21 protein-coding genes, 1 pseudogene and 1 other annotated feature are annotated in these 26,730 nt (G+C 58.1%); of the genes and pseudogenes, 5 read left to right on the top strand and 17 right to left on the bottom strand.

What is annotated here, in order from left to right:
* Window positions 1–163: 163 nt before the first annotated feature.
* Window positions 164–391, top strand: a complete 228-nt coding sequence (locus MCRY_RS17020) for a hypothetical protein (RefSeq protein WP_085632066.1) — start codon at window positions 164–166, stop codon at window positions 389–391.
* A gap of 34 nt (window positions 392–425) precedes the next feature.
* Here the strand turns inward: MCRY_RS17020 and MCRY_RS17015 are convergent.
* The 4 genes and pseudogenes from MCRY_RS17015 to MCRY_RS17000 form a co-directional block, all read right to left on the bottom strand.
* Window positions 426–1,660: pseudogene (locus MCRY_RS17015) on the bottom strand (IS3 family transposase).
* Window positions 1,257–1,373 (bottom strand) — a sequence feature (AL1L pseudoknot). (Overlaps the previous pseudogene by 117 nt.)
* A 315-nt stretch (window positions 1,661–1,975) precedes the next feature.
* A complete protein-coding gene (locus MCRY_RS17010) occupies window positions 1,976–2,764 on the bottom strand; it encodes a metal ABC transporter permease (protein ID WP_085632064.1) in 789 nt (262 codons plus the stop codon).
* Window positions 2,764–3,534, bottom strand: a complete 771-nt coding sequence (locus tag MCRY_RS17005) for an ATP-binding cassette domain-containing protein (protein ID WP_085632062.1) — start codon at window positions 3,532–3,534, stop codon at window positions 2,764–2,766. The genes MCRY_RS17010 and MCRY_RS17005 overlap by 1 nt, the downstream gene beginning before the upstream one ends.
* Window positions 3,531–4,049: a helix-turn-helix domain-containing protein gene (locus MCRY_RS17000; protein WP_085632060.1), complete on the bottom strand. Its 519-nt coding sequence runs from the start codon at window positions 4,047–4,049 to the stop codon at window positions 3,531–3,533. The genes MCRY_RS17005 and MCRY_RS17000 overlap by 4 nt, the downstream gene beginning before the upstream one ends.
* A 56-nt stretch (window positions 4,050–4,105) precedes the next feature.
* Here MCRY_RS17000 and MCRY_RS16995 point away from each other — a divergent pair, with 56 nt between their 5' ends.
* Together MCRY_RS16995 and MCRY_RS16990 are read left to right on the top strand one after the other, a co-directional pair.
* On the top strand, window positions 4,106–5,194 hold the full coding sequence (locus MCRY_RS16995) for a zinc ABC transporter substrate-binding protein (RefSeq protein ID WP_085632099.1): 1,089 nt from the start codon (window positions 4,106–4,108) through the stop codon (window positions 5,192–5,194).
* Window positions 5,195–5,243: 49 nt separating this feature from the next.
* Complete coding sequence (locus tag MCRY_RS16990) at window positions 5,244–5,579, top strand: DUF6525 family protein (protein ID WP_138487986.1); 336 nt, start codon at window positions 5,244–5,246, stop codon at window positions 5,577–5,579.
* On the opposite strand, the gene MCRY_RS16985 is transcribed toward MCRY_RS16990, so the two are convergent.
* The 10 genes from MCRY_RS16985 to MCRY_RS16935 form a co-directional block, all read right to left on the bottom strand.
* Window positions 5,576–9,763, bottom strand: coding sequence for a Hint domain-containing protein (locus tag MCRY_RS16985; protein WP_085632058.1), 4,188 nt, complete (start codon window positions 9,761–9,763; stop codon window positions 5,576–5,578). The two genes, MCRY_RS16990 and MCRY_RS16985, sit on opposite strands and share 4 nt — an antisense overlap.
* Window positions 9,764–10,055: 292 nt before the next feature.
* Window positions 10,056–11,024 carry an SLAC1 anion channel family protein gene (locus MCRY_RS16975; RefSeq protein WP_085632054.1) on the bottom strand — a complete coding sequence of 323 codons (969 nt, stop codon included), beginning with the start codon at window positions 11,022–11,024 and terminating at the stop codon, window positions 10,056–10,058.
* Between the two features lie 38 nt (window positions 11,025–11,062).
* Entirely contained in the window at window positions 11,063–12,802 is a 1,740-nt protein-coding gene (locus MCRY_RS16970; RefSeq protein ID WP_085632052.1) for a SulP family inorganic anion transporter, read from the bottom strand.
* A gap of 87 nt (window positions 12,803–12,889) precedes the next feature.
* Complete coding sequence (locus MCRY_RS16965; RefSeq protein ID WP_085632097.1) at window positions 12,890–14,569, bottom strand: bifunctional protein tyrosine phosphatase family protein/NAD(P)/FAD-dependent oxidoreductase; 1,680 nt, start codon at window positions 14,567–14,569, stop codon at window positions 12,890–12,892.
* Window positions 14,570–14,636: 67 nt separating this feature from the next.
* Window positions 14,637–15,521, bottom strand: coding sequence for an MBL fold metallo-hydrolase (locus MCRY_RS16960; protein ID WP_085632051.1), 885 nt, complete (start codon window positions 15,519–15,521; stop codon window positions 14,637–14,639).
* Window positions 15,522–15,558: 37 nt separating this feature from the next.
* Window positions 15,559–15,771 (bottom strand): YgaP family membrane protein, encoded by a 213-nt coding sequence (locus tag MCRY_RS16955; RefSeq protein ID WP_085632049.1) that lies wholly within the window; start codon window positions 15,769–15,771, stop codon window positions 15,559–15,561.
* Between the two features lie 119 nt (window positions 15,772–15,890).
* On the bottom strand, window positions 15,891–16,556 hold the full coding sequence (locus MCRY_RS16950; RefSeq protein WP_085632047.1) for a Crp/Fnr family transcriptional regulator: 666 nt from the start codon (window positions 16,554–16,556) through the stop codon (window positions 15,891–15,893).
* Between the two features lie 84 nt (window positions 16,557–16,640).
* The gene (locus MCRY_RS16945) at window positions 16,641–18,515 is read right to left on the bottom strand and encodes a DUF4214 domain-containing protein (protein ID WP_085632044.1); all 1,875 of its coding nucleotides are present in this window, start codon (window positions 18,513–18,515) and stop codon (window positions 16,641–16,643) included.
* A 161-nt stretch (window positions 18,516–18,676) separates the two neighbouring features.
* Window positions 18,677–19,681 carry a hypothetical protein gene (locus MCRY_RS16940; protein ID WP_085632042.1) on the bottom strand — a complete coding sequence of 335 codons (1,005 nt, stop codon included), beginning with the start codon at window positions 19,679–19,681 and terminating at the stop codon, window positions 18,677–18,679.
* Between the two features lie 74 nt (window positions 19,682–19,755).
* A complete protein-coding gene (locus MCRY_RS16935) occupies window positions 19,756–20,454 on the bottom strand; it encodes an SIMPL domain-containing protein (protein WP_238939609.1) in 699 nt (232 codons plus the stop codon).
* A 157-nt stretch (window positions 20,455–20,611) separates the two neighbouring features.
* Between MCRY_RS16935 and MCRY_RS16930 the strand changes: the two genes are divergently transcribed.
* Both MCRY_RS16930 and MCRY_RS16925 read left to right on the top strand, forming a co-directional pair.
* Window positions 20,612–23,098, top strand: coding sequence for a hypothetical protein (locus tag MCRY_RS16930; RefSeq protein WP_085632038.1), 2,487 nt, complete (start codon window positions 20,612–20,614; stop codon window positions 23,096–23,098).
* A gap of 135 nt (window positions 23,099–23,233) precedes the next feature.
* The gene (locus tag MCRY_RS16925; RefSeq protein WP_085632036.1) at window positions 23,234–25,114 is read left to right on the top strand and encodes a monovalent cation:proton antiporter-2 (CPA2) family protein; all 1,881 of its coding nucleotides are present in this window, start codon (window positions 23,234–23,236) and stop codon (window positions 25,112–25,114) included.
* 51 nt (window positions 25,115–25,165) lie between these two features.
* Here MCRY_RS16925 and MCRY_RS16920 read toward each other — a convergent pair whose 3' ends face one another.
* The 3 genes from MCRY_RS16920 to MCRY_RS16910 all read right to left on the bottom strand — a co-directional run bounded on the left by MCRY_RS16920 (window position 25,166) and on the right by MCRY_RS16910 (window position 26,730).
* Entirely contained in the window at window positions 25,166–25,684 is a 519-nt protein-coding gene (locus tag MCRY_RS16920; RefSeq protein WP_085632034.1) for a CarD family transcriptional regulator, read from the bottom strand.
* Between the two features lie 274 nt (window positions 25,685–25,958).
* Window positions 25,959–26,297, bottom strand: a complete 339-nt coding sequence (gene fdxA, locus MCRY_RS16915) for a ferredoxin FdxA (protein WP_085632033.1) — start codon at window positions 26,295–26,297, stop codon at window positions 25,959–25,961.
* Between the two features lie 49 nt (window positions 26,298–26,346).
* Entirely contained in the window at window positions 26,347–26,730 is a 384-nt protein-coding gene (locus tag MCRY_RS16910; RefSeq protein WP_085632031.1) for an RNA-binding S4 domain-containing protein, read from the bottom strand.

Below are 26,730 nucleotides of genomic sequence, written 5' to 3'. Positions count from 1 at the left end.
GACCGCTCCCGCCACGCGACGCTCCTGACAGAGCCCGAGCCGCTCCGCTGAACCCCACAGGTGACCCTCATGGCAGACCACGCCCCCTCCGCCCCCTTTCCGGCCTCCTCGAGGACGCACGGCGCCTGCTCGTGGAGACGGGGCCCTGAACCGGCTGATCCACGTGAACCGGTCCGCCAAGCGCGCCAGCGTCCTCGAAGTGGTGGGCGAGCGCAGCGCCGACCTCTTCGATCTGTTCCGGACGAGCGGCAAGAGCATGCGCTTCCAGCCCGCCGAGGAGGACGAGACCCCGCCCGGGGCGGACAAGCTCGCCCTGGTGATAGAGACAGCCCGGACCGGCCGGTCCGGCCAAGAGCTGGCAAGGTGGCCATGGGAACGAGCGAGACCATGAACCAGACCGGGTTTACCGGAGACGTTGGAGTTCGTCACTCAGCGGCTATTTTAGCCGTGAGCTCTGCGTTGTAAAAGTTCCTTTCTGCGGTTGCGGGTGAGATATATCCGAGCGGTCCAAAGAGGCGTTTCGTGTTGTACCAATAGACCCACTGCAGGGTGGCCATTTCGACGTCCTTCTTCCCAGACCAAGGCCCCTCATGCTCGATGACTTCGGTCTTGTAGAGGCCGTTGATCGTCTCTGCGAGAGCATTGTCGTAAGAGTCTCCAACGCTGCCAACCGAGGCACCGATTTTGGCGTCTTCAAGACGTTCAGTATACTTGATGGACAGGTATTGAACGCCGCTATCACTGTGGTGGGTGAGCCTGTCACGATCCGGATTTCGGGCAGCAAGCGCCTGGTCAAGAGCGTCTAATACCAACTTGGTATTGGGCGACGAGGAGACCTGCCAACCAACGATAAAGCGGGCAAAGACATCGATAATGAAGGCAACATAGACGAAACCCACCGCCGTCCGCACATATGTGAAGTCGGCCACCCATAAAATGTTGGGCGCAGGCGCGTTGAACTCGCGGTTCACCTTATCTTCTGGGCAGGGCAGAGCCGGGTTGCTGTGCGTGGTCTTCTTGCCCTTTCCGCGGGTAACACCCTGTATTCCCGCGCCTTTCATCAAGCGCACAACTGTACAACGCGCCAAACCCTCAATCTCTGCGGCAAGATCGTGCCAGACTTTCACCGCGCCGTAACGCTTGCCACTGGCTTCCCAGCAGGTTTTGATCTTCGCTGCGAGAACTGCATCGCACTGCGCTCGAAGGGACGCTTGGGACGGATCACGCTTGACGGCCTAATGGTGATAATAGCTGGATGGCGCGACCGGCAAAACCCTGCAGATCGCCTCGACGCCATAGTTCCCACGATGATCGCCAATGAAAACAATCATCTCTTCCATTGGCGGTCGAGGTCCGCCGCCGCGAAAAAAGCCGACGCCTTACGCAGGATCTCGTTGGCTTGCTTAAGTTCGCGGTTCTCACGCTGAAGTGCCTTGAATTCATCCCGTTCCGACTGGGTCAAGCCATCGCGTGTCCCATCTTCAACCGCCTGCTTGTTTACCCAGCCCCGTAACGTATCGCGGCTGCATCCAAACTTCTCTGAGATCGAAGCAATCGCCTGCGATCGTGATTTGTAATCCGCTTCATTCTCCAAGACCATGCGCACCGCACGTGCGCGCACCTCTGTCGAAAAACGGTTCCCAGGGTTTCCCTTTTCCATAGCTTACCTTCCGAGCTTTTGGCTCTCCGGTAAACCCGGTCTGTTTCACCACAATGCATCGACCGATGCTTGTGCCGAACGGGGAAGAACCAGGCAAACATTCTTAGGATGGGATCGCCGAACTATATTTGTGTGCGAAGCAGTCTGTCGATAGACCCCTTGGGCATAGGTAAAATTTGCTACACACTGTGCTACACAATTCTTCGGAGGTCGATATCTATAATATTGTTTTATTTGATTTTTATTATTGAAGCGCGCTAAACCGTCGGACTGTCTCTCCGCCATTTTTCTTCTATGGCAAAAGTATCGACGTCCTCAGCCTCGAAGGCTGCGGGTTACGCTGGTGGCGAGAAACGCCAGTGCGGCCACGCATACGATGGATGGTCCGGCGGGTGTGTCGAAGACGTAAGCGGCGTTCAGGCCAATCAAGGCCGATAACGCCCCGATCATACCGGCTGTCAAAGCCATCTGTTCGGGTGTGCGCGACAATGGGCGGGCCGCTGCCGCAGGTATGATCAACATCGCGGCAATCAGCAGAACACCGACCACCTTGATCGCGACGGCAACCGTGATGGCAAGTGCCACGGTCAGGAACAGTTGTTCCCGCTTCGGGTCGATGCCGCTGGCATAAGCCAGCTCCTCGCTCAGGGTGGATGTCAGCAAAGCGGACCATCGCCACGCCATCAACCCGGCGACCAAGCCAGCGCCCCCCCAGATCACCGCAAGATCGCTGCGGGATACGGCAAGGATGTCTCCGAAAAGATAGGCCATGAGATCAATGCGGATCCCCGACAGGAAGGACACGGCGACCAACCCGAACGCAAGTGCCGAATGTGCAAGCACGCCCAGCAGCGTGTCCATCGCATAGCCGCGTCCTGACAGCAGCGTCACCGTCAACGCCATCACAAGTGCCACCGCCATGGCTCCGGCAAAGATCGACATCTGCAAGGCAAGCGATAGCGCCACGCCAAGAATCGCGGCATGGGCGGTGGCATCCCCGAAATAGGCCATGCGCCGCCACACAACAAAGCTTCCCAGCGGGGCAGCGGCGACCGCCACCCCCACCCCGGCGAGAACCGCACGGGTCATGAAATCATCCAGCATTATTCTGCCGCCTCGGTTTCTTTCCTGTGATCATGTGGCCCATGATCGTGGTCGCAGGATTCGTCATGGGCATGATCGTGTTCGTGTCGGTAAAGCGCCAAAGCACCGCCTGTGCCGGTGCCGAACAACGCCCGATATTCCGGCGCCGCCGATACGATTTCGGGTGTGCCTTCGCAACAGACATGACCATTCAGACACACCACCCTGTCAGACGCACTCATCACGACATGCAGTTCGTGGCTGATCATCAGAACAGCACAGCCCGTGCGCTGGCGCACCCGTTCGATCTGCAGATAGAACGCCGCCGATCCGGGTTGATCAAGCCCTTGCGTCGCCTCGTCCAGTAACAGCAAATCCGGCCTTTCCATCAGGGCACGGGCCAACAGCACACGCTGAAACTGCCCCCCAGACAGGCTGGACATCTGCCGGCCCGAAAGATCCGGGACCCCGGCCTCGTCCAACGCTTGGGCACAACTGGCTGTCTTGTGGCCACCGGGAAGACGCAAGAACCGTTCGACCGTGATCGGCAGGGTCGGATCAATATGAAGTTTTTGTGGGACGTATCCGATCCTCAAGTCCGACTTGCGCGTGATCTGGCCAGTTTCCGGACTGACGGCACCGATCAACGCCCGCAAAAGCGTGGTTTTCCCCGACCCGTTGGGACCAACAATAGTGACGATCTCGCCGGGTTCGATGGTCAATGAGACATTGCGCAACACTGTGTTTGCGCCGTAGCCGACACTGATCCGCTTTGCCGTGATCAAGCTCATGTCTCAACCTTCTCAGCGCAGCTGGGGCAAATGCCTTCGGCTTCGAGCATGGTGCGTTCGATCTGGAACCCGGCAGCGCGGGCCATGTCACCCAACCCCTCGCGCGAGGGCTCTGACTGCGCCTCGGCCACGGATTGGCACATGCGACAGATCATGAAGGCCGGAGAATGGTCGGCACCGGGATGGGCACAGGCGATAAAGGCGTTGAGTCGTTCGATCTTGTGCGCAAACCCGTGTGCCACCAGAAATTCAAGCGCGCGGTAGGCCACGGGCGGTTGCGATCCAAACCCGGCATCGCGCAGCCGGTCGAGCATTTCATAAGCCCCAATGGCCCGGTGTTCCTGCAATAGGAATTCAAGCGCCTGACGACGCACCGGCGTAAAACGTAAGCCGTTTTCGGCACAATGCGCATCTGCAGCCGCAAGAGCTGAGGCAATACATCCGGCATGATCATGCCGTTCAAAGCCAACCGGCTCGGATGCCGTTGATTTCGATGCGTTATCGCCACTTGTCATGTTATTACATTTCCAGTATTGAACTTGTAACGTTATAAGATCACATGGAGTTCCCGATGTCCAGAAACCTCTTGCCCCTGAGCCTGTCGGCCACCCTTCTTGCAAGTGCCGCTTGGGCAGATGTTCCGAAGGTCGCAACCGATATCGCCCCGGTGCATTCGCTCGTGTCACGCGTTATGGACGGCGTTGGCGAGGCAAGCCTGATCGTGCCATCGGGGGCCACGCCGCATGAATACAGCCTCCGCCCATCTGAAGCTGCCGCGCTTCAGGATGCCGATCTTGTATTCTGGATCGGTCCCGATCTGACACCTTGGATGGAAAATGCGATTGAAACCCTCGCTGGCTCGGCAACGGTTTCGACATTGATGGAAACTGATGGCACGCTGGAACTGCCGTTCCGTGAAAGCGCCTTGTTCGAAGCGCATGATCACGACGCCAAGGACGACCACGGGCATGATGATCACGCGCATGACGAGGCGGCCCATGATCATGAGCATGATCATGACGACGACCACGCAAAAGACGACCATGCAGATGACGCGCACTCCCATGACGATCACGGGCATGACGATCACGGGCACGACGATCACGCTCATGATGACGAAGGACATGCCGGACATGCCCACGGCGCCCATGATCCACATGCGTGGTTGTCACTCGACAATGCATCGGTGTGGCTGAACGCGATTGCCGCGCAGTTGTCTGCTGCCGACCCCGAAAATGCAGGGGCATATTATGCCAATGCCACAGCGGCTCGCGAAGAGTTGGACAGCCTGAGGACCGAGGTCAACGCGATCCTCGATCCAGTGCGGCGGCAGAACTTCATCGTGTTCCATGACGCATATCAGTATTTCGAAAACACATTCGATTTCCCCGCCTCCGGCGCGATCTCGTTCTCGGATGCGACCGATGCCAGCCCTGCCCGGATTGCAGAGATTCAGAACCGAGTCACAGAACAGGACATCCGCTGCGTGCTGTCCGAACCACAATTCGATCCCAAGATTGTCGCAGCGGTCATGGACGGTTCCGAAGCCAAGACAGGTGTTCTTGATCCCTTGGGTTCCGATCTCGATCTTGGTGCCGATCTTTACGGCAACGTCGTGCGCAACCTTGCGCGAGCGTTGGCGGACTGTTTGCAATCCTGACGCAAAGGCCACTGTGTCTTGAATTGCAAGGCACGGTGATGGGATGGACATGTCTCATAATCGCGGGAAAACCAGCCTCAAACTGACACGACGCCAAGGGCAGCCGATGCGCGAGTATGATCGGTTGCCTTCGGAATTACGCCAGTGGCTGACAACGGCCGTGCTGCCATGGCGACCTGCTTCGGTCAAACGGGCCTTTGATCGTGCCTTTATCCGGACGCGAGACGCCCGGCGCGCATTGGAAGAGCTGGATGATCTGCAAGCCCGCCTGATCGCCAAGGATGTCAGACGGGTTTGGGGGCCGGATCATCCGATGCTGGCGGATATCTCATCGGCTGAACAGCACCACCATCGCACAGAATACCCCCGAGGCAGGTCCGCCTAAACCGCGACTTGTGCCAATGCGCCCAGATGCCCCGGTAGGTCGCGATAACGTGCGACAGGGCGCACCGGCCGACCATACGTGGTTTCAGCCTTTGCGGGCACAAGGTCGGGAAACAGCGCGCCCAATTCTGTCCGGGCTTGGAGGGCAAGCCCTTCGATTGCCTGAGGTCCGGGATAAAAGCTTTCGGTCGCGGCACCGTTCGCAAAGATGATTTGATGCACCTCGAAGGCCAGGTGAAAATAGCAGACCTGGCGACAGCCATGCATGACACGCGCCTTGCCTCCGCGCATCCGAGCAAGATGCGTGGCGCGCACAAGAGTTTCATCACCACCATCAGCGCGGAAGAGCACGGCATGTTGCGGCGACACGATCAACGGTGCATTTGCGCCGATAAGGTCGGGCGCAAGGCGGATCGGGCGCAGTTTGGGTGCACGGGTCAGATCAGCCATGCCAAGTCTGCGCGACGCGACCCAAACCAGTGGTTGTGGACCGTTGTCGCGGGTGATCACAAGATCCCCGGGCGACAGCCGTTCGATCGGCACCTCACCCCGAACTGTGAGGATCATCGTGCCCTTGGCGAAACAGACCACGCCAGTATTATCCGTGGCGAAAAAGCTGCTGTCCGCCGTCGCGCCGGTGAACACAATTCCGTCCCCGGAGTCGAATTCGGTATTGTCGGAGTAGTCAGTCGTATTGCCCTTGGTGTCTGTCGTGTTGGACTGGTTCAGAACACCGTCATCGGCTTGGTCCGCCCATACTTCGAAAATGCTGTCATAATAGCTCGACAGGTCGATGTAGTCGTTATTGCTTGCGTCCCCGTCCAACAGCGCACCGGTGTTTCCAGTATTGAAGTCGCTAATCGTGTCGAGACCATCTCCCTCAAGATAGATGAACGCATCGTTTCCAAGTCCACCGGTCAGAATGTCGTCTTCACGACCGCCATTGAGCGTATCATCGCCTGAACCGCCGGTGATCGTGTCGAAACCGCGCCCGGCTTCAAGTGAGAGACCGCTTGAATCAAGCGTCGCGTCGATGGAATCGTCATTGTCCGAACCGCTGACCGCTTCGATTTGGCTGAACGTTCCGCTGTCGCCATCGGCATCCGAATAGACACCCGCTTCGTCGCCAGTAAACCTGACAGACACCGCATCATTGGCAACATCAAAGGCCAAGCGATCGATATCGGTCCCGGACGGGTCTTCCCCTCCGATGACCCTGGCAGATCCGTAGCCGGCCTGAATAACGTCAGACCCTTCACCACCGTCAAGCGTCGCGTTCCAGTAGCTGTCGATCAGGGTATCGTCGCCTGCTCCACCTAGCAGCGTATCGCCGATGCCCGTGTTGTTGCCTGCAATAAGGAGGTCATTGCCAGCACCCCCCACCAGCGAGTCATCTCCGCTGCCTCCATCCAGAGTATCGTTGCCATCACCCGCAAAAATGGTGTCGGCCCCAGCCCCGGCACTGATGTTGTCATCGCCTGCTCGGGCAACGATGTCGTCATTGCCGTCACCGCCAAAGATCGTGTCATCGCCGTCGCCGGTATCAATCGTGTCGTTGCCCGCGCCACCGTCATAGTAACGGTCGGTTACACCCAGCGGGTCAGCCCCGTATGCCACCAGAAGGTCATTGAAGGATGATCCGGTGACCGAGGTCATGCCACCATAGTCATAGAACACGACGTCATAAGCCGCGAGACTAGCGTCGAATGTGCCGCCTGCGCCCCATGCCCCTTCGAAACCGTCAGCGTAAGAGAAGGTCAGCGTTTCGCCGGCACCACTGGTCGCTGTCCCGCCGGTGCCGGATGTAAAGACGATGTCAACGGGCGTGGTGACATTGTAAAAGCTCAAGAATTCGCTGAGTCTGCCATTGTCGACGGCAATTTCATCACCACCCAACTCGATGACCGAACCGTCGAACCCGTCAGCGACATACACGCTGTCGCGGCCCGTTCCGCCCACGACCGTATCGACGCCTCCGCCCACGACAAAGCGATCGTTGCCTGCGCCGCCAAGCATGCTGTCATCGCCTGCTGCGCCATCGATCCTGTCGTTCCCGTCACCGCCGTCGAGGGTGTCATTGCCAGCACCGCCATTAAGCGTGTCGTTTCCGCTGCGTCCCTCGATCCAGACGCCCCCGCCATCTGCGGCAGCCTGTGCGACATCAGCCCCTTCGGTCAGGATCAGATGTTCGATTTCGCTGAAGCTGATCGTGTTTGTGCCATTGGTGATCGTACCAGCTTCGTCGCCGGTATAATTTACCGTGACCGGCGATGTAACAGCGGTCAGGTCGATAGTATCGAGATCGACCGCACCTTCGCCGCCGACAATCGTATCGAGGCCAAAGCCGTCCTGAACGACAAACAGGTCCGAGCCGCCAGCCCCCAGCAGGCTGTCATTGCCCAAGCCGCCAAGGATCGTGTCATCCCCGAGACCACCATCAATGATGTCAGCGCCCGCACCACCCGCGATGCTGTCGTCACCGAATTCACCGTAGATGGTGTCGTTACCCGCGCCGCCATCGATCGTGTCGTTCAAGCCGTCTGCGCCGTAAATAACGGTTTGATTGCCCCCTTCGATGAGTTCGAGATAAAACCCGTCGGGTGTTCGCAGGATGTAGTTATCGCCCGTTGTTGCCGCCTGTGTGACGGTCTGACCAGCATTGATGCTCTGCCGGAATTCGAGAACACCACTGGAATTGAGGAACCACAGCTCGATCGGTCCTTCGGCCGTATTCGTCACTGTCAGCGTGGTCGCGGTGCCCACGGTCGATGGGTAATCCGCGAGGTTGAGCCACATGTTGTCGCCGCGGATGTTGTCGTCGCCGTCGCCGCCCAAAAGGCTGTCCGACCCGCTGCCCCCCGCGATGCTGTCGTTGTCCAGACCGCCGTCAAGCGTGTCAGCCCCGGTATCGCCGGTCAGCGTATCCGCACCGCTGCCACCGACAATGCTGTCATTTCCGGCTTGGCCCTTGAGGTAATCAACCCCTGCACCGCCATCAATCGTGTCATTCCCGGCACCCGCATGAACCGAGTCGTTGCCGTCTTCACCATAGAGTCTGTCGGCACCGGAGCCGCCTATGAGTGTGTCGTCTCCGCCTTGCGCGTAGACACTTACGCCTGCGGTATCGACTGATGCGTTATACGTATCGGCGTAGCCCGTTCCCGACGATTGTTCGATCCCGGTGAATGTGCCGCTGGCCGTGGTTGCGTTGAAATCGTACGTCCCTGCGCCGTCGCCTGTCCAGATAACGGTGACACCTGCCGTGCTTGTCGGCGTGGCGAAGACGAGTTGGTCATACCAGCCGCCACCATCAATACGGTTGGCACCGTGATCGTCAGAGACCGCGATGACGTCGTTACCGTCACCGGCATCAAGCGTATCAGTCCCGCCCCCTGACTCAAGATAGTCTTCGCCCGCCCCACCCGACAGGCTGTCATCCCCATTGCCAGCGATCAGCCGGTCCGCTCCGTCGCCCCCAAAGAGCGTATCATTGCCGTTGCCACCGAGGATCGTATCGTCGCCGAGTTCGCCGTAGAGAACATCATTGCCGTCGGAACCATCAATCGAATCGTTGCCCGCCCCGGCAAGCACGAAATCGGCACCGCTGGTGATGGAGTCCCCTTCGCCATCGACGTAACCCGAGGTCAGGGTAATGACGTCATTACCCGCAGTCCCATCGACCACGGTTTTGAAATCGCCCGCGATCCGGTCGGCCGCTAGGTCGCCGACGTCGCTGAGTACGGAATTGAGGCTGAGCGAGGTGATCGGCTTGGCCGTAAGCGCGGCCTGATCGGCATTCAGCGCCAGTTCGGGCGCGAGATAGGTGTTTCCGTTGACGTCCTGAAAGACAACCGCAGAAATCGTCGCGGTTGTCCCGTCGAAATATGTGAAGGTGGCATCATAGACGGAGATCGCGTCAAAGTTCTGAGCCGTGCCACCGTTGATCCGAAATGAATCGTATTCAGCAATCAAACCAAGAAAATCACGGTTGTCCGTGTCGTAAGTGGTGTTCTCATCAAAGCCGGTAAAGTTTGCAGACAGTGTCTGAACGTTCTCGCTCAGGGGATTGTCAGCCGTGCCATAAACGCCCAGCAAACCTGCCGCGTTTTCAGCAACTTCGTTGCCCTGGATCGTGTCGATCAGGGGCAGAGTGCCTAGAAAAATGACGTCGAACGTGGTGGCCATGACTGCTGACTCCGGGGCGGGGCTCACGGAACCAAACGGTTATAAAGCACCCACTCTTATGGAGTTTTGGAATATTTTTTTTCTGCGCTCCTCCTGCGTGTTCGCAGGCGCGCACCTGGCCAAACGTGCAGTCGGACGATGCGGATATCTCGCGTTCGGAAGTTTGGTCTTTCGTCGTTGCGGCCCGTGCAGCCCCACACCAAAGCGTCTTGCCGACACTGCGCATGGCAATCACCGCCAAAGCTCAGGTTTCAGCAGGCCAATTGTTCCCCAAGATGGCCGTGTTCGCAGATCACTCAGGCTGACAAATCTCGTTCCGCATCACGGCAAGCCCAGTACGCCAGAGCAACCCCGCAATGATCGCCCCAAGCAGCAACAACAAAGCCCAGCCGATGCCCGCGAAGACGGGTGATCCCGACAAGACAGCGTAGCGGAAGGATGCAATCGTCATTGCCGCGACGGGAAAGGACAGCGCCCAAAAGGACAATGCGAATGGCAAGCGTAACAAACCACGCGATTGGATCAGCACCAATGCCGTGAAGAACAAACCCAAATTGTACAGAACGCGTCCAAACGGGTCGAGGATGCCTCCGTTCAACTGTACCCAAGCCAGAAACGCCACTGCTGGTGGTGCAATCAGGATCGTCAATGTGGGACGTAGTTTCCCGGGCAAGGGATCGTGAAAGACCAGCCGGTTGAACACCAGCGTCAGCAGCACGATCCAGAACATCAGGCCGACAGCAAAGAAATACCAGCTTGCCTCCACAAACCCCAGCGACACACCCGCAATCGGCGCAATCACATTTCCCACCGCCGGGATGAACCACGCAGGCGACATCTGCCCTACGCCAAAGCCGCGATGGCTGATCCAGCTTGTCACGATGGCCAGCGTCAGCATCGCCTGCGCCACGGCTCCGATCCCCCAGATGATCTTTGCCAAATCGGGCATTGTGCTGCGCAAAGCAATTGCCACCAACAGCAGCGAAATGCTGATCGCTGGAAAGAAGGCAAGCTTGATCGGATGGTTCCATTCCGCCGCAACAGCAGCTGGATGGCGAACCGCTTTCATCGCGTAAAATACGGCCTGTGTCGCAAAGACCAAAACGGCGAACAAAGCGATCATGTGCCCGGCCTGCGCAAAGCCCGCCGCCTCGACCGCAAGCGATGTGCCCATCAACCCCATAACCGCGCTGAAGAACGCCACCGGGAAATGCTCAAGCCGGTGATGCGTGACCGGGGTCTCGGTTGATGTCTGTGTCATCTCTTGGTCTCCTCACACGGGTCGTGGTGATGGGCAGCCTACTCGGCCGCATTGTCCGTGTCAGCAGGCGGCACCATTGCGCGCCATGCATCATATTGCGACAGGAACACGCGCCCGTTCAGTTCGTGCACGAAATGGGTGGATTTCAGACGATCCATCACCGGGCCCTTCACCTCGGACAGGTGCAAGCCGATGCCCAGTTCGGTGAGGCGCTGGTTGATCGCCTCAAGGCTTTCCAACGCCGAGAAATCCACCTCATTCACCGCCGAGAACATCAGGATCACGTTTTTGATCGCGCAGCCTTCGGATACGCGCGCCTGCACAAGGTCTTCAAGGAAACGCGCGTTGACGAAATAGAGGCTTTCATCCACCCGCAGGCTTAACACTGTCGGGTCAGTTTCCACGTTATGGCGGTGGATGTTGCGGAAATGCTGCGTGCCCGGCACCAACCCGATCTCGGCCACATGCGGACGCGAGGTCTTGTAGAGATGCAGCAGGATCGAGATTCCGACACCGGACGCGACACCCACTTCGACACCCATGGTCAAGGTCAGAAGGATCGTTGCCGCAACGGCTGTGAAATCGGCTTTCGAATAGCCCCATGTTTTCTTGAGGATCGAAAAGTCGACAAGGCTCAGGACCGCCACGACGATGGTTGCGGCCAGTGTCGCCGTAGGCAGAAAGTAAACCAACGGCGTCAGGGCGACGGCGGCAATGGCCAAACCCACAGCCGTGAACGCGCCCGCAGCGGGTGTTTCTGCTCCGGCGTCATAGTTCACAACCGATCGGGCGAAACCACCTGTGACCGGATAGCCCCCAGTAAACGCTGCACCGATGTTCGCGGCACCAAGCCCGATCAGTTCCTGATCCGGGTCAATCCGCTGCCGTTTTTTCGCTGCCAAAGTCTGCGCAACGGACACCGACTCCACAAACCCGATGATCGAAATCAGGATGGCGGGCATCAGCAGTTGGCCGATGAGGTCAGGTGACAAACTTGGCAAGGTCAGCGGCGGCAGGCCTTGCGGCACCTCACCGACGATTTTCACGCCTTTGTCGTTAAGACCGAACAGCCAGACCGAAATCGTTGTCACCGCAACCGCGGCCACTGGCCCGGCTTTCGTAAGAACATCCGCCAGCTTCGGCGACGCACCAAGCCGCCGGAGCGCAGGCTTCAACCCCTTGCGGACCCAGAACAGGAATGCCGTCGCAGACACCCCGATGATCACTGTAATCACGTTGGTCTCACCCAGATGCGCGCCAATCGACATCAGCAGTTCCGGTAAAGTGTGCCCATGCGCGGACACGCCCAAAAGGTGCTTCAACTGGCTAAAGGCAATCAGGATACCCGACGCAGTGATAAACCCCGCGATCACCGGGTGACTAAGGAAGTTCGCCAAGAAGCCAAGCCGTAGCACTCCCAACAAAACAAGAAACACGCCGGACAGGAAGGCCAGAGTCAACGCCGCTATGGCATAGCCTGCAGTTCCCGCGTCGGCCACCTGCCCGACCGCCGATGCCGTCAGCAAGGACACCACCGCCACCGGCCCCACGGCCAAGGCGCGGCTGGTACCAAAGATCGCATAAAGGATAATCGGTGCGATAGAGGCGTAGATCCCCGCTTCGGGCGGCAATCCGGCCAGCAACGCATAGGCCAGCGATTGCGGAATCAGCATGATCGTCACGATCACCGCCGCGATCATGTCATTGGAAAACGCGTTTCGATCATAGGTCCGCCCCCAGTCGAGGATCGGAAAATAGCCGCGGAGGTGGTTGAGCATGGGTCTTCTCGAATTGGGAGCGGACAGAGCCATTTGACCCTGCCCGTCACGTGTGTTGCGCGGCACAAACAGGCCGTGTGATACGGTTTACTCAGCGGCGACCTTGATCTTCTCGGGTTTGGCCATCCATTCCTTGCCCTTGAGCATCGCCTTCCAATAGATCGGTGGCAGCAGCTTTTCTTTAAGCCACCAAGCCGCCCTCGACGGTTTGGTGCCGTCGATCAGATAGCTTGGAAAGCTCGGCTTAAGCGCCCCGCCATAGCCGAATTCAGCCAGCACGATCTTCCCACGCTCCACCGTTAGCGGGCACGACCCGTACCCATCATATTGCGCCACGGCAGACCGTCCCCGGATATCCGCCACGATATTGTCCGCCACGGTTGGTGCCTGTTTGCGCGCCGCAGCAGCGGTTTTGGCATTGGGTGCGTTCATCACATCGCCCAGCGACCAGATGTTATCATAGCGCGTGTGGCGCAACGTGGCTTGATCGACATCAACCCAACCGGCGGCATCTGCCAAAGGCGACACGCGGATGAAGTCGGGCGCGGTTTGCGGCGGGCAGACATGCATCATGTCGAACTCCACCTCTACAGTGGTTGGATCGGTGTCCGGTGCATTGACCGCAAATGTCGCTTTTTTCGCTGGGCCATCGACCGCGATCAGGTTGTGGAAAAAGTTGAGAGAAGCATCGTATTTCTTGACGTATTCCATCAGCGCCGGAACGTAATCCTTGACCCCGAACAACACGCCACCCGCATTCATGAACTGGATGTCGACGTTCTTGAGCGCGCCATTTCGGAACCAAGCATCGCCCGACAAGTACATCGCTTTCTGCGGCGCGCCTGCGCATTTGATCGGCATCGGCGGTTGCGTGAAAAGTGCGCGACCTTCCTTCAACCCTTTAACAAGTTCCCACGTATAAGGCGCGAGATCGTAACGATAATTCGAAGTGACGCCATTGCGGCCCAGGGTTTCTTCCAGACCTTCGATCTTGCCCCAGTCCAGTTTGAGACCCGGACAAACCACCAGCCGATCATATTTTACAACACGGCATCCATCGAGGATCACTGCATCATTCTCTGGCTCGAACGCTGCCACAGCGGACTTGATCCAATGTACGCCCTGAGGGATCAGCGACCCCATCGTCTTGGCTGTATCCTGCGCATCAAAAATGCCACCACCGACCATGGTCCAACCCGGTTGGTAATAGTGAATATCTGCAGGGTCGATGATCGCCACCGACAGGCCCGGTTTACGCGCCTTGAGGCTGGCCGCAACGGATACGCCCCCGGCCCCACCACCAACGATCACCACGTCGAACTTTGCATCGCCAGTATCTGTCGGTGTCTTGCCACCATTGGCGATCCGTCGCGCAACGCCGTTCATGTCGTAGCCCGCCGCCTTTGTCGCGCCGAGGATATCGGCCATCGGCAGCGCCTTGGCCTGGCTTAGTGACCAGAGCGTGGCTGACCGCGTGCCAGAGCGACAATAGGCCAGCACCGGTCCCGGCAGGTTTCGCAGCGCAGCGCCAAAGGCCACCGCGTCTTCGTCCTGCACCAATCCGGTCTGCACTGGCAGATAGCGCATCTCAAGTCCCGCCACTTTGGCAGCGGCCTCGATCTCCTCATGGGTCGGCTGATCCGGTCCTTCGCCATCAGGACGGTTACAGATGATCGACCGAAACCCCGCTTCTTTCAGCGTGGGAATATCGTCGATGGCGATTTGCGGGCTCACGGTGAGCGCATCGTTGATCTTGTTCAGTAGCATTGCGAAGGTCTCACCTGTTTGCATGGAAAGATGTGGCGGCATACTGCCGCCACATGGGTTCACTGAATCAAAGCGCGTTCACGGGCACTTTGAGCATCGGGCGACCATCCTTGTCGCGCGGCACTTCGCCAGCCCGCATATTCACTTGCAGCGACGGAATGATCAGCTTGGGCATGTCCAAGGTCGCATCCCGCTCGGTGCGGAATTTGACGAAATCGTCCTTGGTCTTGTCACCACCCACATGAATGTTGTGCGCTTTTTCTTCGCCCACCGTGGTTTCCCACTGGATGTCGCGGCCATTGGGGCCGTAATCGTGGCACATGAACAGGCGCATGTCGTCGGGCAGCGTCAGAACCTTTTGGATGCTGTCATAGAGCGTGGCTGCATCCCCACCCGGGAAATCGGCACGTGCCGATCCGCCATCGGGCATGAACAGCGTGTCCCCCACAAAAGCGGCGTTGCCCACCACATGCACCATGCAGGCCGGGGTGTGGCCCGGAGTGTAGATGGCAAAGGCGTCCATGTTGCCGATCTTGTAGGTGTCGCCATCTTCGAACAGCTTGTCGAACTGGCTGCCATCTCGCTGGAACTCGGTGCCTTCGTTAAAGACCTTACCGAACGTGTCCTGCACGACCATGATCTGCGACCCGACGCCGATCTTGCCACCCAGTTTGTCCTGAATGTAGGGCGCCGCCGACAGGTGATCCGCATGGACATGGGTCTCGATGATCCATTCCAGCTTGAGGCCGCGTTCCTGAATTTCGGCTATCAGCGCATCAGCGTGATCATAGGTGATCCGTCCGGCGGCGTAGTCAATGTCCATGACGCTGTCGACAATCGCGCAGGCGTCCGAGGTCGGGTCTTTCACGATATAGCTGATCGTGTTTGTGGCTTCGTCGAAATGGGCCGACACATCAGGTGTGACGGACATGTTGACGGGATACTGTGTCATTGGTGTCTCCTTTATAGATAAGCGAGATCGAGACGGATCAGGCGCGGCAGGTCTTGATGCCGATGACGGAATACAGCGGACAAATCCGTATCGCCGCGACGACCAGCATCACGATGCCGATCACGGCAGCGCCGTACTTGAAGAGCGCAGCATCAAAAAACGGCAGGCCGCTGGCAAAGGCCAGATACAGCAGCACAAGTCCCAGAATGGCGCGCAGGGCGCGGTCAAAAGTTCCAACATTTGTGGTCATGGCGTGATCCTCCAGAATCAAATCTGACTCTGTGCTACGCCTTTGACGGGCACCCTTCAGTGATATTGTCACCTAAGCCGTCACAAGATGCGATCGGCACGATTTTTATGACGGAACGCTTAGGCGCTTTCGGCCAACCGCGACAGGTTCGCACGATCCAGCAAGGTGATCTTGCCACGGGACTGGGCCACAAACCCACGCTTCTGAAAATCGTTCAGCACGCGCGAGATCACTTCGCGCGCCGTGCCCAGTTCGGTCGCCAGTTGCGAATGTGTAGTCGCAAGTTCGTCCTTGTCCGACGCAAGGCTCAGCAACCGGCCCGCCAAGCGCACGTCGATCCGCCCAAAGGCCACATCGTCGATCACGCGGAACAGATCCGTGATGCGCCGCGCATAGGCGGTCAGTACAAATTCGCGAAATTCCTTGGACGAGGCCATAAGCCGATCAAAGGCACCACGCGGGATCGCCACTGCCGTCACCTCGGTCTCTGTGACACCTTCCGCCGAATAAGGTTCATGCGCCAACAGGCAGGCGGTGGTCAGCACACAGCTTTCCCCGGCTTCGACCCGGTACAGAACGATGTCCCGGCCGCTTTCCGAAGTCTGTTGCACGCGGACACGTCCATTGAGCAGGAACAACAGGTTATCCGGAACCGCGCCCGGCCCAAAAACGGCCGTTCCCGATGGCACTTTGATCACAGCACTTTCCGCAACAAGCTGCGCCTTGACCGTGTCCGGCAAGCTGTTCAATCCGTGAAATCGTTCGATCCAGGCGGTGTCCGCCATCCGCTGCTCCCGTTCCGTATTCAGACGGACGCCATGAACCGACGGGCGATGCCCGAAGCCAAGGTTACGATGTCCGAGGCCCCATCATGCGATGGCGTCGAAGGGATTGTCCAGAACCCCGACAAGCGGCATCAGGAACGCGCCGGTCGCCGGATCAAGTGCTTCGGAATAAAGGCTTTCTACCGCTGACACTGCTGCAGTCAGGCTGCTTTCAGAACCAGTAAAGAGTTCCATGACAGCGCGTGCATCATCAGGATCAGACATCCCGCGATGTACCGCATACAGGGCACCGATATCCGTCTTGGAGGCAAGGAATTCCCGATCTGCAAGCTGTTGCGCGATAAATTCGGGTGTTGCATCCGGTCCGGGTGCGGCCTTGGCGCCTTCCAGAACACCAAGGATGAAGGTGTCGCGCCCGACACCTCCGGAATTCAAGGCGTTCAACCAGAAATCAAACCCGGCCTGATCCGGCACACGACCCAGCACATTGTCATAAACGGCAGTTGCAAAGCCTTCGTTCGACAGACCTTCTGAATAGGTTTCGCGGGTCTCGGGCTGGTCAATGAATAGCGCTGCCATCTCTTCAAGAGAGGTTCCACCGGAAAATGCCGTACCCCAGAAGTTCAGCCCAATCGCGTCGGGGGCGCGGTTGAAATACGCGACATAGAGTTCGATGAAACTTTCATGTTCAGCAGCCGTGAGCCCGGCCGGGCCTCCGAACTCTTGCAGATCAAGAGTTTCACGGGTCGCGTCTGTGTAAAATTCGATCACTTCTACATTGCGCAGCGTATCGGTCCCCGCCCCATCAGCGCGTCGGTCCTGAACAGTGATCTCACCCGTTGCGATGGTCACGGTAAAAGAGGATTGCTCGCCTTCGAAGTAAGCAAGATCAAGACCCTCGTTGCCGTCAATCGTATCGTTACCAGCAAATCCCTCAAGCTCGTCGTTGCCACCACCGCCGCGCAGATCGTTCGCATAGCGATTGCCGTTGATCCAATCATCAAACCGCGTGCCGGTCGCGTTTTCGAGATCGCCCATCAGCCACACCATTTCGGTTGGCGCAGAAGCAACCAGCGTATCGTTGAACTGACTGGAAGGCAGCGCAAAGCCCGCAAGTGTGTCCACTAGCGGGCTTGCCGCGAAATCTGGCATAAAGACCGTCCAGCCCTGAGATTGAGCCGATACATCGACGCGGTCGCTGCCGCTGGCATCCCAGATCGCGTAGTAGAAATCCTCGGTTGTCAGTACATGGTTTGTGTCACCAGCAAAGGTCGTGGTGTTCACGCCATAGAGATACTGCAGCCCCAACACATCCAGCACCATCGGCGTTGCCGGATCCAAACGTTCAAGATCGTCCTCGTATTGGTCCGAGTAGGACATGATCGTGAACCAATCGAGGTCCTGCACCAGCGTCTGATCGAGTTCGTCCAAGGTCGGACGCCCGGGGCTTCCATCGAACGGATGCTTGAGGCCAAGCGCGTGCCCAAGTTCGTGAATGACAGTGTAAAAGCCATCGGACCCAAGTCCAAAACTTGATGTCGCGATGATCTCACTCGAGAAGTTCAGAAAGACGTCGCCGCCTTCTGTCGCGTATTGTTCGAACTGCGTGAATGGCTCGGGCCCGGGGTAATAGGCATAGGCCAGAGTGCCATCACCCAGATCCGCATTGTCGAGCGTATAGACGATATCCGCACCTGCCTGCCCGGCGATATCAGGATTGCTGAAATCACCAAGATATTCGAATTCGACGTCGATGAATTGTTCGAACGACGCCAAGGCCGCTGCAAAGGTTTGCGTGGCCGCTGCGCGATCTTCCCAGACGTCATCGGCGTTCAGCCCGTCCGCAAGCGCCCAAGTGATGGTCGAGGATTCCGATAAGTCCCAGACATAGCCATCGACCAAAACGTCGATGATCGGATCACCAGTGGGTTCTATGATGAACGAAGTGAGAAACGCCATGTCAGTCTCCGGAGGGTACGTGTTCAATGATCGTTGTGCGCAACGCAGGTACAGACCCGCGCCGCACGGATCGTAACACAAATACTGCGTTTAAATTACGTTAACACCGCGGCATGTAAACATCTTTACAGAAGTCACCTTTGTTTCGCACAGCGCGGCACTCACACCATCCAGAACCCATTTTTCTTGATCTTCTGACGGATTGGCTGCTCTCGGCTGGGCAGATGATCCCGGTCGAACAGCGCACGCACTTTGTGTCCCCGATTTTGGTAGATCATGCGCTTGAACGGCTCGTAATCCTTAAGCAGTCGCTTGACCGGATTTGGCGCCGAGATCTCTTCCAGCAGGTCGACGACAGCGTCGCTTTCACGCGCATAGAGCAGCGGCATATTACGGTAATGCACCGTCGTTTGGCCATCGAGGTATCCCTCGGGCAACGCATCTCGCCCGCCACCGAACTTGTGGATCACAAGCGGCAGAGCGATCTGGTCGAGCCAGGGGGTAAGCTGCTGGCAAACAAGTTCTCGAGGCGGGTCAGTACGGATCGACAACGCCATCTCAAGAAAGGTTGTTCCAAAGACATGCGGGCATGAGAAGTAAAAGAAGCCTGCATTGAAATACAGATATCTGCGCCAGTATTCGTCCGGCTGATCAAGATCCAGTGAGCTTTCGAAATCCAGGCCAAAGCGGTCATACAGGGACTTCCAGATATCGGCATAGCCCGGCCCGTACAGTTCGATTTGCGGCCATGTGCCTTCCACCCGCAAGGACGCCGCCGGTTTGGAAAAATCGAAAGGGACATCTCCCAAATCACCGGTGACCAAGGTGTCGGTGTCGAAAAACACGAACGGTTCTCCCTTCGGCAAGGCGAACAACGCTTCGATCTTGTTTCCATAGGGATAATCGCTACCGAAATGCACGTTTTCGAATGGCACGATGGTCGCACCCTGTGCCGTAATCATCTCTCGCAATGGTTCTGGCCGAATAGCTGGATCGGTGTTCCATTTTGGCCCCGGACGCGGTTCGGCGACAAACAATCTGAACCGATTGTCCGTGGTGTTGCGCCGAAAGGACAACGCAAACAACAGCGCTTCATAGGCCAGACGACCCATCTGCCCGACGATCAAGACGTTGACTTTTTCGGGCTGTGCCAATTCAGGCGCCATGACACTCCTTCAGCGTACTGCTCTACTTTTTCGACCACTATAGGCACGCTCTGGGAACGCGCATAGCCCACAGATCACTCTGGTTTGATCTGGTATACAAGTGTCACATTGGCGCTGATGTTCACTTCGCCTTGCGCCATTGGAACAGCAGCATCCGCCATCCGCGCCATTCCGATGGTTTCCGCGCGCGGCACAAACGCACCACCTTCAGTCAGGCTGATCAAAGGCCCAAGCACAACATCGGCAGCGGTGGCAAGCAACTCTGCCCGTGCTCGGGCATCGGCAACCGCATTGACGCGCGCTTCGTTGAGCAACGGCTCGGGGTCGGACACTGTGAACTGAACCCCACCAAGCGTGTTGGCCCCGTCTGACAAAAGCGCATCCAGCAGAGTTCCCAATGCCTCCAGATCCCGCACCCGTACGGTCACCCGGTTTGATGCCTGATAGCCGTCGATCTTTGGACGTTGATCCGAAGCCGCGCGGTTCGACCAAAGCGGGTTCAGCGACAGATCCGAGGTCTGAACATCCCGTTCAGCCACGCCCGATCCGGCCAATCGCTCCAGAATCGCCGCAGTCACTTGGGATGTCTCGTCCATGGCGGCTTTGGCGGTGTCCGCTTCTGCCGAGGCGCCAACGGTGATCACCGCCATGTCTGGAACAACACGCACGCTTCCCTCTCCGGTCACGGTGATCTGCCCCAGTGTTTCGGCCCAAGCCGACGACATCCCGGCCAGCGCGATGAAGGCAACAAGCAAAGCTGTGGTTTTGTGCATGACGTCCTCTAAATCCATTCAAAGACCTGTCCAAGCATCCACACCCAAGCTACTGCAGACAAGCACAGAATTTTCCCCGCGCGAAAGATCGCCATCCCTGCTTCAACAGCCACTTAAGTGACTCCCATCCTTCGCCAAGGACTGCTAAAACATCGTCATGAAGCCAGACTTTGCCCTGACTCTTTCTTTCGAAGGCATCTCGCTCCTACGCCGCGTTGAACATGGTTGGGCGCGTGTTGGAGATGTCGCTTTGGACGCCTCTGATCTGCGCGGCGCGCTTGCCGCGTTGCGATCCGAGGCCGACCTGCTGTCGCCGGTGGCAGGACAGGTCAAACTCGTGATCCCGAACGAGCAGATAAAATACCTGTCGATCCCGGACACGGGCCAAACCGGCGACGCGTTGCAAAACGACATCCGAGCCGCGCTGGACGGGGCAACACCCTATGCGGTCGATGAACTGCATTTTGACTGTGCGCAGGCATCCGGAGCGATCCAGATCGCCGCCGTTGCAACGGAGACATTAGAGGAAGCCGAAAACTTCGCCGAAAACCACCATTTCGACCCGGTTTGTTTCGTCGCCAAAGCCGCAGAAGGCGATTTTTCGGGCGAGGTGTTCTTTGGTACGGCGAACCACTGGTCCGGGCCAGCACCAGAACGCGACACGCAGGCGATTGTCGTAGTCGAGGCTCCACCCGAGCCAGAGGTTGAGGACCAGACCTCCGAGGCCATTGAAGAGACGACCACCGACAAAGAATTCTCCGACGACGACCCGTCGACCGATGACGCTATCGCGGCAGACACAGGTGACGCCAGTGAAGCCGAGGCGCTTGCTCCGGGTGCTGCGGATGCCGACGCTCCTGCGCCGGTCAACGCAGAACCAACTGTTTTGCCAAGCCCAAGTGTTCAGCCCCCCGAAGCACCGCCTGCACCGTCCTTTGCGTCGATCCGCGCGTCGCGCGAAGTTCCGGAGCAAGCAGCGCCACCAGTGGCGCCAAGCATAGCTACGATCGAAACACCTGCCGCGCCCCGGTTCAAACTGGGTGGCGCGCGCAAATCAACGCGCGACAGCGATATCACGGCCCCCGTGCTTCAGGATGAAGCGATTGAAGACCCGGCAGAACGCAAGGGGTTTGGTTTTTTCAGCCGACGCAAAGCAGCCACGCCCGAGGAAGCACCCGCAACTGAAAAACCCGTCCCGCCACTGACCTCACCCGAAGCCGAGCCACAGCAGGCCCCAGCCAAACGGCACGATCCCGAACCTGCGCGCGCCGCAGTGGCCCGCATCGCGGCCATGCGCGCCGGTCGCAAACAAGAACCGACGCCGACCGCACCCGTGCAGGACGAACGCGCCCGGATGACAGTCTTCGGTGCACGCACCGAACCTCAGATCGGCGGCAAGCCACGTTTCCTTGGCCTGATGCTGACAAGCGCGTTGCTGATCTTCCTTCTCGCCGTTGCAGCATGGGCCAGTGTTTTTCTGGATGAAGGGCTGTCACGGTTCTTTGACCGCGAAAACGACACGCCTTCCATCGCGCGCCTGCCGGATGTTGAACTGCTGCCACTTGACGGGTCAATCACATCGGCGTCCGAAGAGGACGGTGTTCAACTCGCAGCCCTTGATGTGATCGACCCGGCCTCCGATGCCGCAGACGGGTTGTCGGATGTTTTGCCGCCCCCCGCGGCATTGACACCGGACGAGGCCGACGCCCGCTATGCAGCCACAGGCATCTGGCAGCGTTCGCCCGAAGCGCCCGCCACCCCAACACAGACGACGTTGGATGATCTATACGTCGCCTCGATTGACGGGCGCGTTCAGCAATTCGACGCCGTTGCCCTGCCCGGCACGGATATGCTGCGCAACGATCAGACCTACCTGTCTCAACCCAACCCGGCTGCGCCCGGCACACGCTTTGATCTTGATGACCGCGGTTTGGTGATCGCCACACCCGAAGGCGCTGTAAACCCGGATGGGGTTCGCATCTTTGCCGGACTGCCACCTGTTGTGCCGCCGTTGCGCACCCCAGTCGAGGTTATACCCGCCGCTCCGACCGACGGTCAGAGCACGGCAGTTGTAGCGCCGGAACTGGAACAGTTTCGTCCACGCCCAAGACCGGATGGGCTGATCGAAGGCAATGAGCGCGCACAATTGGCTGGACGGACGCTTGCCGAGTTGGCGGCACTTCGTCCTGCGGCGCGTCCTGACACACTGAAGGCCGAAGAAGAGCTCTCGCAACCCGACGCCACGCAATTCGCCGTGGTACAATCGGTGGCCCCGGTTACCCGCCCTCGCAATTTTGGCCAGATCGTCGAGCGCGCACGCGAGCAAACCCAAACCGCCCCTGCCGAAGTCACCCAAGTGGCGGCAGTTGCACCTCGAACAGTCCAACCCAGCATCCCGTCAACTGCCAGCGTTGCCCGACAGGCCACCGTGGCAAATGCCATCAACCTGCGTCGCATCAACTTGATCGGGGTCTACGGCAAGCCATCGAACCGCCGCGCGCTGGTGCGTCTGTCCAATGGGCGCTACCAAAAGGTCAAGGTCGGCGACCGGCTTGACGGAGGACGCGTCGCCGCAATTGGCGATAGTGAACTGCAATATTCCAAGAACGGCCGCAATGTCGTGCTGGGTATGCCCGACGGGTGATCAACCGCACGTCTTGCGAACAGATCAGGCACGCAACACGAAGTTGCTGTAAAAACTGGCAATTCTTGATCCATTCGGTTGCCATTCCGATGCAAAGACCGGCATGCTTGGACCAGTTCGAAAGGCACATTCAGAATGGGTGAGTTTCTCTTCCTCGCGTCGGTGTTCCTGCTGGCTGCCGTAATCGCCGTTCCCATCGCCGCGCGTCTGGGGCTGGGGTCGGTGCTTGGCTACCTGTTGGCAGGTGTTGCCATTGGACCGGGACTGGGACTTGTCGCAGACACCACGGATCTTCAACACTTCGCCGAATTCGGCGTTGTGATGATGCTGTTTTTGATCGGGCTCGAACTCGATCCGCGCGCGCTTTGGGATATGCGCCACAGGTTGATTGGCCTAGGTGGCCTTCAGGTGATCATCACCATGCTGGCCGTTATGGTCGGCGCAATCTATCTTGGTTTCGTCTGGCAAACAGCACTGGCGATCGGGATGATCTTTGCCCTGTCATCCACCGCGATCGTCTTGCAAACCCTGAGCGAAAAAGGACTGATGCAGACAAGCGGCGGGCGCTCCACCTTCTCGGTGTTGCTGACGCAGGACATCGCCGTTATCCCGATGCTGATCATCCTGCCCCTGCTTGCCGTGCCGACCGGTCCTTCCCTAAACCCTGACGGGTCGATCTCTCGCACGGCACTTGAACACTTGGACGATGCCCATGGCCACAGCATGTCCCTGATCGAAGGATTGCCCGGATGGGGCGTCACGCTCGTGACCTTGGGGGCTGTCGCCTTGATCATCGTAGGCGGGGTCTATGGCGCGCGACCGCTGTTCCGCTTTATCCATGCAGCTCATCTACGCGAAATGTACACCGCGCTGGCCCTGCTCATCGTGATTGGCATCGCATTCCTCATGACAGCTGTCGGCCTGTCCCCTGCCCTTGGGACGTTCCTCGCAGGCGTGGTTCTGGCCAACAGCGAATTCCGCCATGAACTTGAATCCGACATCGAACCGTTCAAAGGACTGTTGCTCGGCCTGTTTTTTATCACTGTCGGTGCAGGCATTGACTTCAGCCTCTTCTTCTCGGAACCAATCAGCATTCTAGGCCTCGCCCTTGGGATTATGTTCCTGAAAGGTGTGATCCTTTACGGGTTGGGACGTGCTTTCAAACTGCGCGGGCGGGATCAGTGGCTTTTCACCCTCGGATTGGCACAGGCCGGTGAATTCGGCTTTGTCCTGATCTCGTTCTCGCTCCAGCAATCCATTTTGCCGGGCTATATCGCAGATCGTTTGCTGTTGATCGTGGCCCTGTCGATGCTGATCACACCGCTGGCGTTTATCTTTTACGAATACCTGTCCAAACGCATGAAGGACGCGGATGGGGATATCAAACACGACACGATCGACGAACAAGGCACCGTGATCATCGCCGGAATCGGGCGCTTTGGGCAGATTGTCAATCGTTTGGTCCAATCCGTGGGCGCCAAGACAGTGGTGATCGACAACAACCTGCAAACCATACAATTGATGCGGAAATTCGGATATCAGGGCTTTTTCGGCGACCCGCTACGCCCCGACCTGCTACACGCCGCCGGGATCGACACCGCACGGGTTTTGATGGTTGCGCTGGACGATCCGATTGCAGCCGAGCGGCTTGTGACCTACGCGCGCCGCTTGCGCCCAGACATCCACATTGTCGCCCGCTCTCGCGACCGCACCCACACATACCGACTTTACCAAGCAGGTGCGAATGACATCGTGCGCGAACTGTTCGACAGCTCACTGCGCGCGGGCCGCTATGTGCTCGAGAATATCGGCTTGTCGGAATACGAAGCCGCCGAAGCGGAAAAGCTGTTCTACCATCACGACCGTTACACCGTGCGCGAATTGGCTGAACTTTGGGATCCAAATATCCCATCAGCGCAGAATGAGGCCTACATCGCCCGCGCCAAGGAACTGGAGAAAGAGCTCGAAGCGTCCCTGCTCAGTGCTCTTGAAAGTTCCAACAACGACGCGGCATAAAAAAGCGGCCCCCAAGATGGGGGCCGCTTTGTCTCATAAATTAAGTGCAGATCAGGCCGCAGCAGGTGCCCGCGACATGAGTACATCGCCAACCTGCTTGGACGCAGCCAGCTCATCCCCACCCGAGGTTGCCGCGACTTCGCGGGTCAGACGCTCGAGTGCGGCTTCGTAAAGCTGACGCTCGGAATAGCTCTGTTCGCGCTGGTCGTCGGCACGGTGCAGGTCACGAACAACCTCGGCAATGGCAATAAGATCGCCCGAGTTGATCTTCTGTTCGTATTCCTGAGCCCGGCGCGACCACATGGCCCGTTTGACCTTGGCTTTGCCCTTCAACGTCTTCATCGCTTGGCTCACCACGTCGGGCGAGCTCAGCGACCGCATTCCGATTTCCGAGGCCTTGTGCGTTGGCACGCGCAGGGTCATCTTGTCTTTCTCGAACGAGATCACGAACAGCTCAAGCGTGATGCCGGCGATCTCCTGTTCTTCGATGGACACGATTTGTCCAACACCATGCGCCGGATAGACAACATAATCGTTCGGACGGAATTCGGATTTTTTCGATTTGGTCATTCAGAACCTTCCTTGGCGTGCACCCATGCGACGCAGACAAAAAAACCGAACGGAAGGTTTGCTTCCGATCGTTTCATTCAGAGTATAAGACAAGCTTAAGTCAGCTTATTTGCCATACGCCAGCAACGGCGTGTGTCCCACAGGTGTCATTTGTAACCAGAGCATAACATAAAAATCGCCCACGCGGTAGTGGCACGAAAATCATGCGAAACACATTCAGTTTCAGATATTTAAGCGCTTTTCTTGATCCATCGAAACGACGATCAACGAATCATCATCCGCCTTCGCCGGGCGCTTCGGAAAAGTACTTGTCGAGCTTGCCGCTCTCGCCGTCCCGCTCTTCTGCGTCAGGCAACGGGTCTTTCTTGGTGATGATAACCGGCCAAAGTTCGGCATATTTGCGATTGAACTCGACCCACTTGTCCATGTCCGGCTCTGTGTCAGGCCGGATCGCATCTGCCGGACATTCTGGTTCACAGACACCGCAATCGATGCACTCGTCAGGGTGTATCACCAGCATGTTCTCGCCTTCGTAGAAACAGTCCACAGGACAGACTTCCACACAGTCGGTGTATTTGCAGGCAATGCAGGCATCGTTGACAATATAGGTCATGCGCGTCTTCCATCGGTCGTTCGCAAGCTAGCTAAGCCACTCGGAAAAATCATTCAAGAAGGTCTGTACGGGTTTGTTGCAAGGCGCGACGATCTTTCTTCGTCGGACGTCCCTTACCTTCGAAACGTGGCACTTGTTCAGCAATAGCCTCGCGCGGTTTCGGAGGGTCTAGGTCGTCGTAAAGCAGTTGCGCCTCCGGAGCTGGGCCCCGGCGTTCCCCCATGGCCAGCACCTTGATCACGCGAACGTCGTTGGCTTGCGGAAAGGTCAACACATCCAAAGCCGTCACCATATAGGCCGGTTTCGATATCGGCTGACCGTTCACGCGCAGCTTGCCCCCGGATACGATCTTGGCGGCAAGGCTGCGCGTCTTGAAAAACCGCGCATGCCACAGCCATTTGTCGATCCGAAGCTTCTGAACCGGCTCGGTCAA

The organism is Marivita cryptomonadis, assembly GCF_002115725.1.
Lineage (GTDB): Bacteria > Pseudomonadota > Alphaproteobacteria > Rhodobacterales > Rhodobacteraceae > Marivita > Marivita cryptomonadis.
The sequence above is the reverse complement of the archived record's forward strand: the minus strand, read 5'-3'. Positions and strand labels throughout refer to the sequence as shown.

Excerpts from the sequence above, each read along its gene's own strand:
- MCRY_RS16960 (WP_085632051.1), bottom strand. The coding sequence starts at position 15,521 with ATGACACAGTATCCCGTCAACATGTCCGTCACACCTGATGTGTCGGCC.
- MCRY_RS16940 (WP_085632042.1), bottom strand. The coding sequence starts at position 19,681 with ATGGCGCCTGAATTGGCACAGCCCGAAAAAGTCAACGTCTTGATCGTC.
- MCRY_RS16970 (WP_085632052.1), bottom strand. The coding sequence starts at position 12,802 with ATGCTCAACCACCTCCGCGGCTATTTTCCGATCCTCGACTGGGGGCGG.
- fdxA (WP_085632033.1), bottom strand. The coding sequence starts at position 26,297 with ATGACCTATATTGTCAACGATGCCTGCATTGCCTGCAAATACACCGAC.
- MCRY_RS16930 (WP_085632038.1), top strand. The coding sequence starts at position 20,612 with ATGAAGCCAGACTTTGCCCTGACTCTTTCTTTCGAAGGCATCTCGCTC.
- MCRY_RS16950 (WP_085632047.1), bottom strand. The coding sequence starts at position 16,556 with ATGGCGGACACCGCCTGGATCGAACGATTTCACGGATTGAACAGCTTG.
- MCRY_RS17000 (WP_085632060.1), bottom strand. The coding sequence starts at position 4,049 with ATGACAAGTGGCGATAACGCATCGAAATCAACGGCATCCGAGCCGGTT.
- MCRY_RS16945 (WP_085632044.1), bottom strand. The coding sequence starts at position 18,515 with ATGGCGTTTCTCACTTCGTTCATCATAGAACCCACTGGTGATCCGATC.
- MCRY_RS16985 (WP_085632058.1), bottom strand. The coding sequence starts at position 9,763 with ATGGCCACCACGTTCGACGTCATTTTTCTAGGCACTCTGCCCCTGATC.
- MCRY_RS16990 (WP_138487986.1), top strand. The coding sequence starts at position 5,244 with ATGTCTCATAATCGCGGGAAAACCAGCCTCAAACTGACACGACGCCAA.
- MCRY_RS16955 (WP_085632049.1), bottom strand. The coding sequence starts at position 15,771 with ATGACCACAAATGTTGGAACTTTTGACCGCGCCCTGCGCGCCATTCTG.
- MCRY_RS16925 (WP_085632036.1), top strand. The coding sequence starts at position 23,234 with ATGGGTGAGTTTCTCTTCCTCGCGTCGGTGTTCCTGCTGGCTGCCGTA.
- MCRY_RS17010 (WP_085632064.1), bottom strand. The coding sequence starts at position 2,764 with ATGCTGGATGATTTCATGACCCGTGCGGTTCTCGCCGGGGTGGGGGTG.
- MCRY_RS16920 (WP_085632034.1), bottom strand. The coding sequence starts at position 25,684 with ATGACCAAATCGAAAAAATCCGAATTCCGTCCGAACGATTATGTTGTC.
- MCRY_RS16935 (WP_238939609.1), bottom strand. The coding sequence starts at position 20,454 with ATGCACAAAACCACAGCTTTGCTTGTTGCCTTCATCGCGCTGGCCGGG.
- MCRY_RS16995 (WP_085632099.1), top strand. The coding sequence starts at position 4,106 with ATGTCCAGAAACCTCTTGCCCCTGAGCCTGTCGGCCACCCTTCTTGCA.
- MCRY_RS17005 (WP_085632062.1), bottom strand. The coding sequence starts at position 3,534 with ATGAGCTTGATCACGGCAAAGCGGATCAGTGTCGGCTACGGCGCAAAC.
- MCRY_RS16965 (WP_085632097.1), bottom strand. The coding sequence starts at position 14,569 with ATGCTACTGAACAAGATCAACGATGCGCTCACCGTGAGCCCGCAAATC.
- MCRY_RS16975 (WP_085632054.1), bottom strand. The coding sequence starts at position 11,024 with ATGACACAGACATCAACCGAGACCCCGGTCACGCATCACCGGCTTGAG.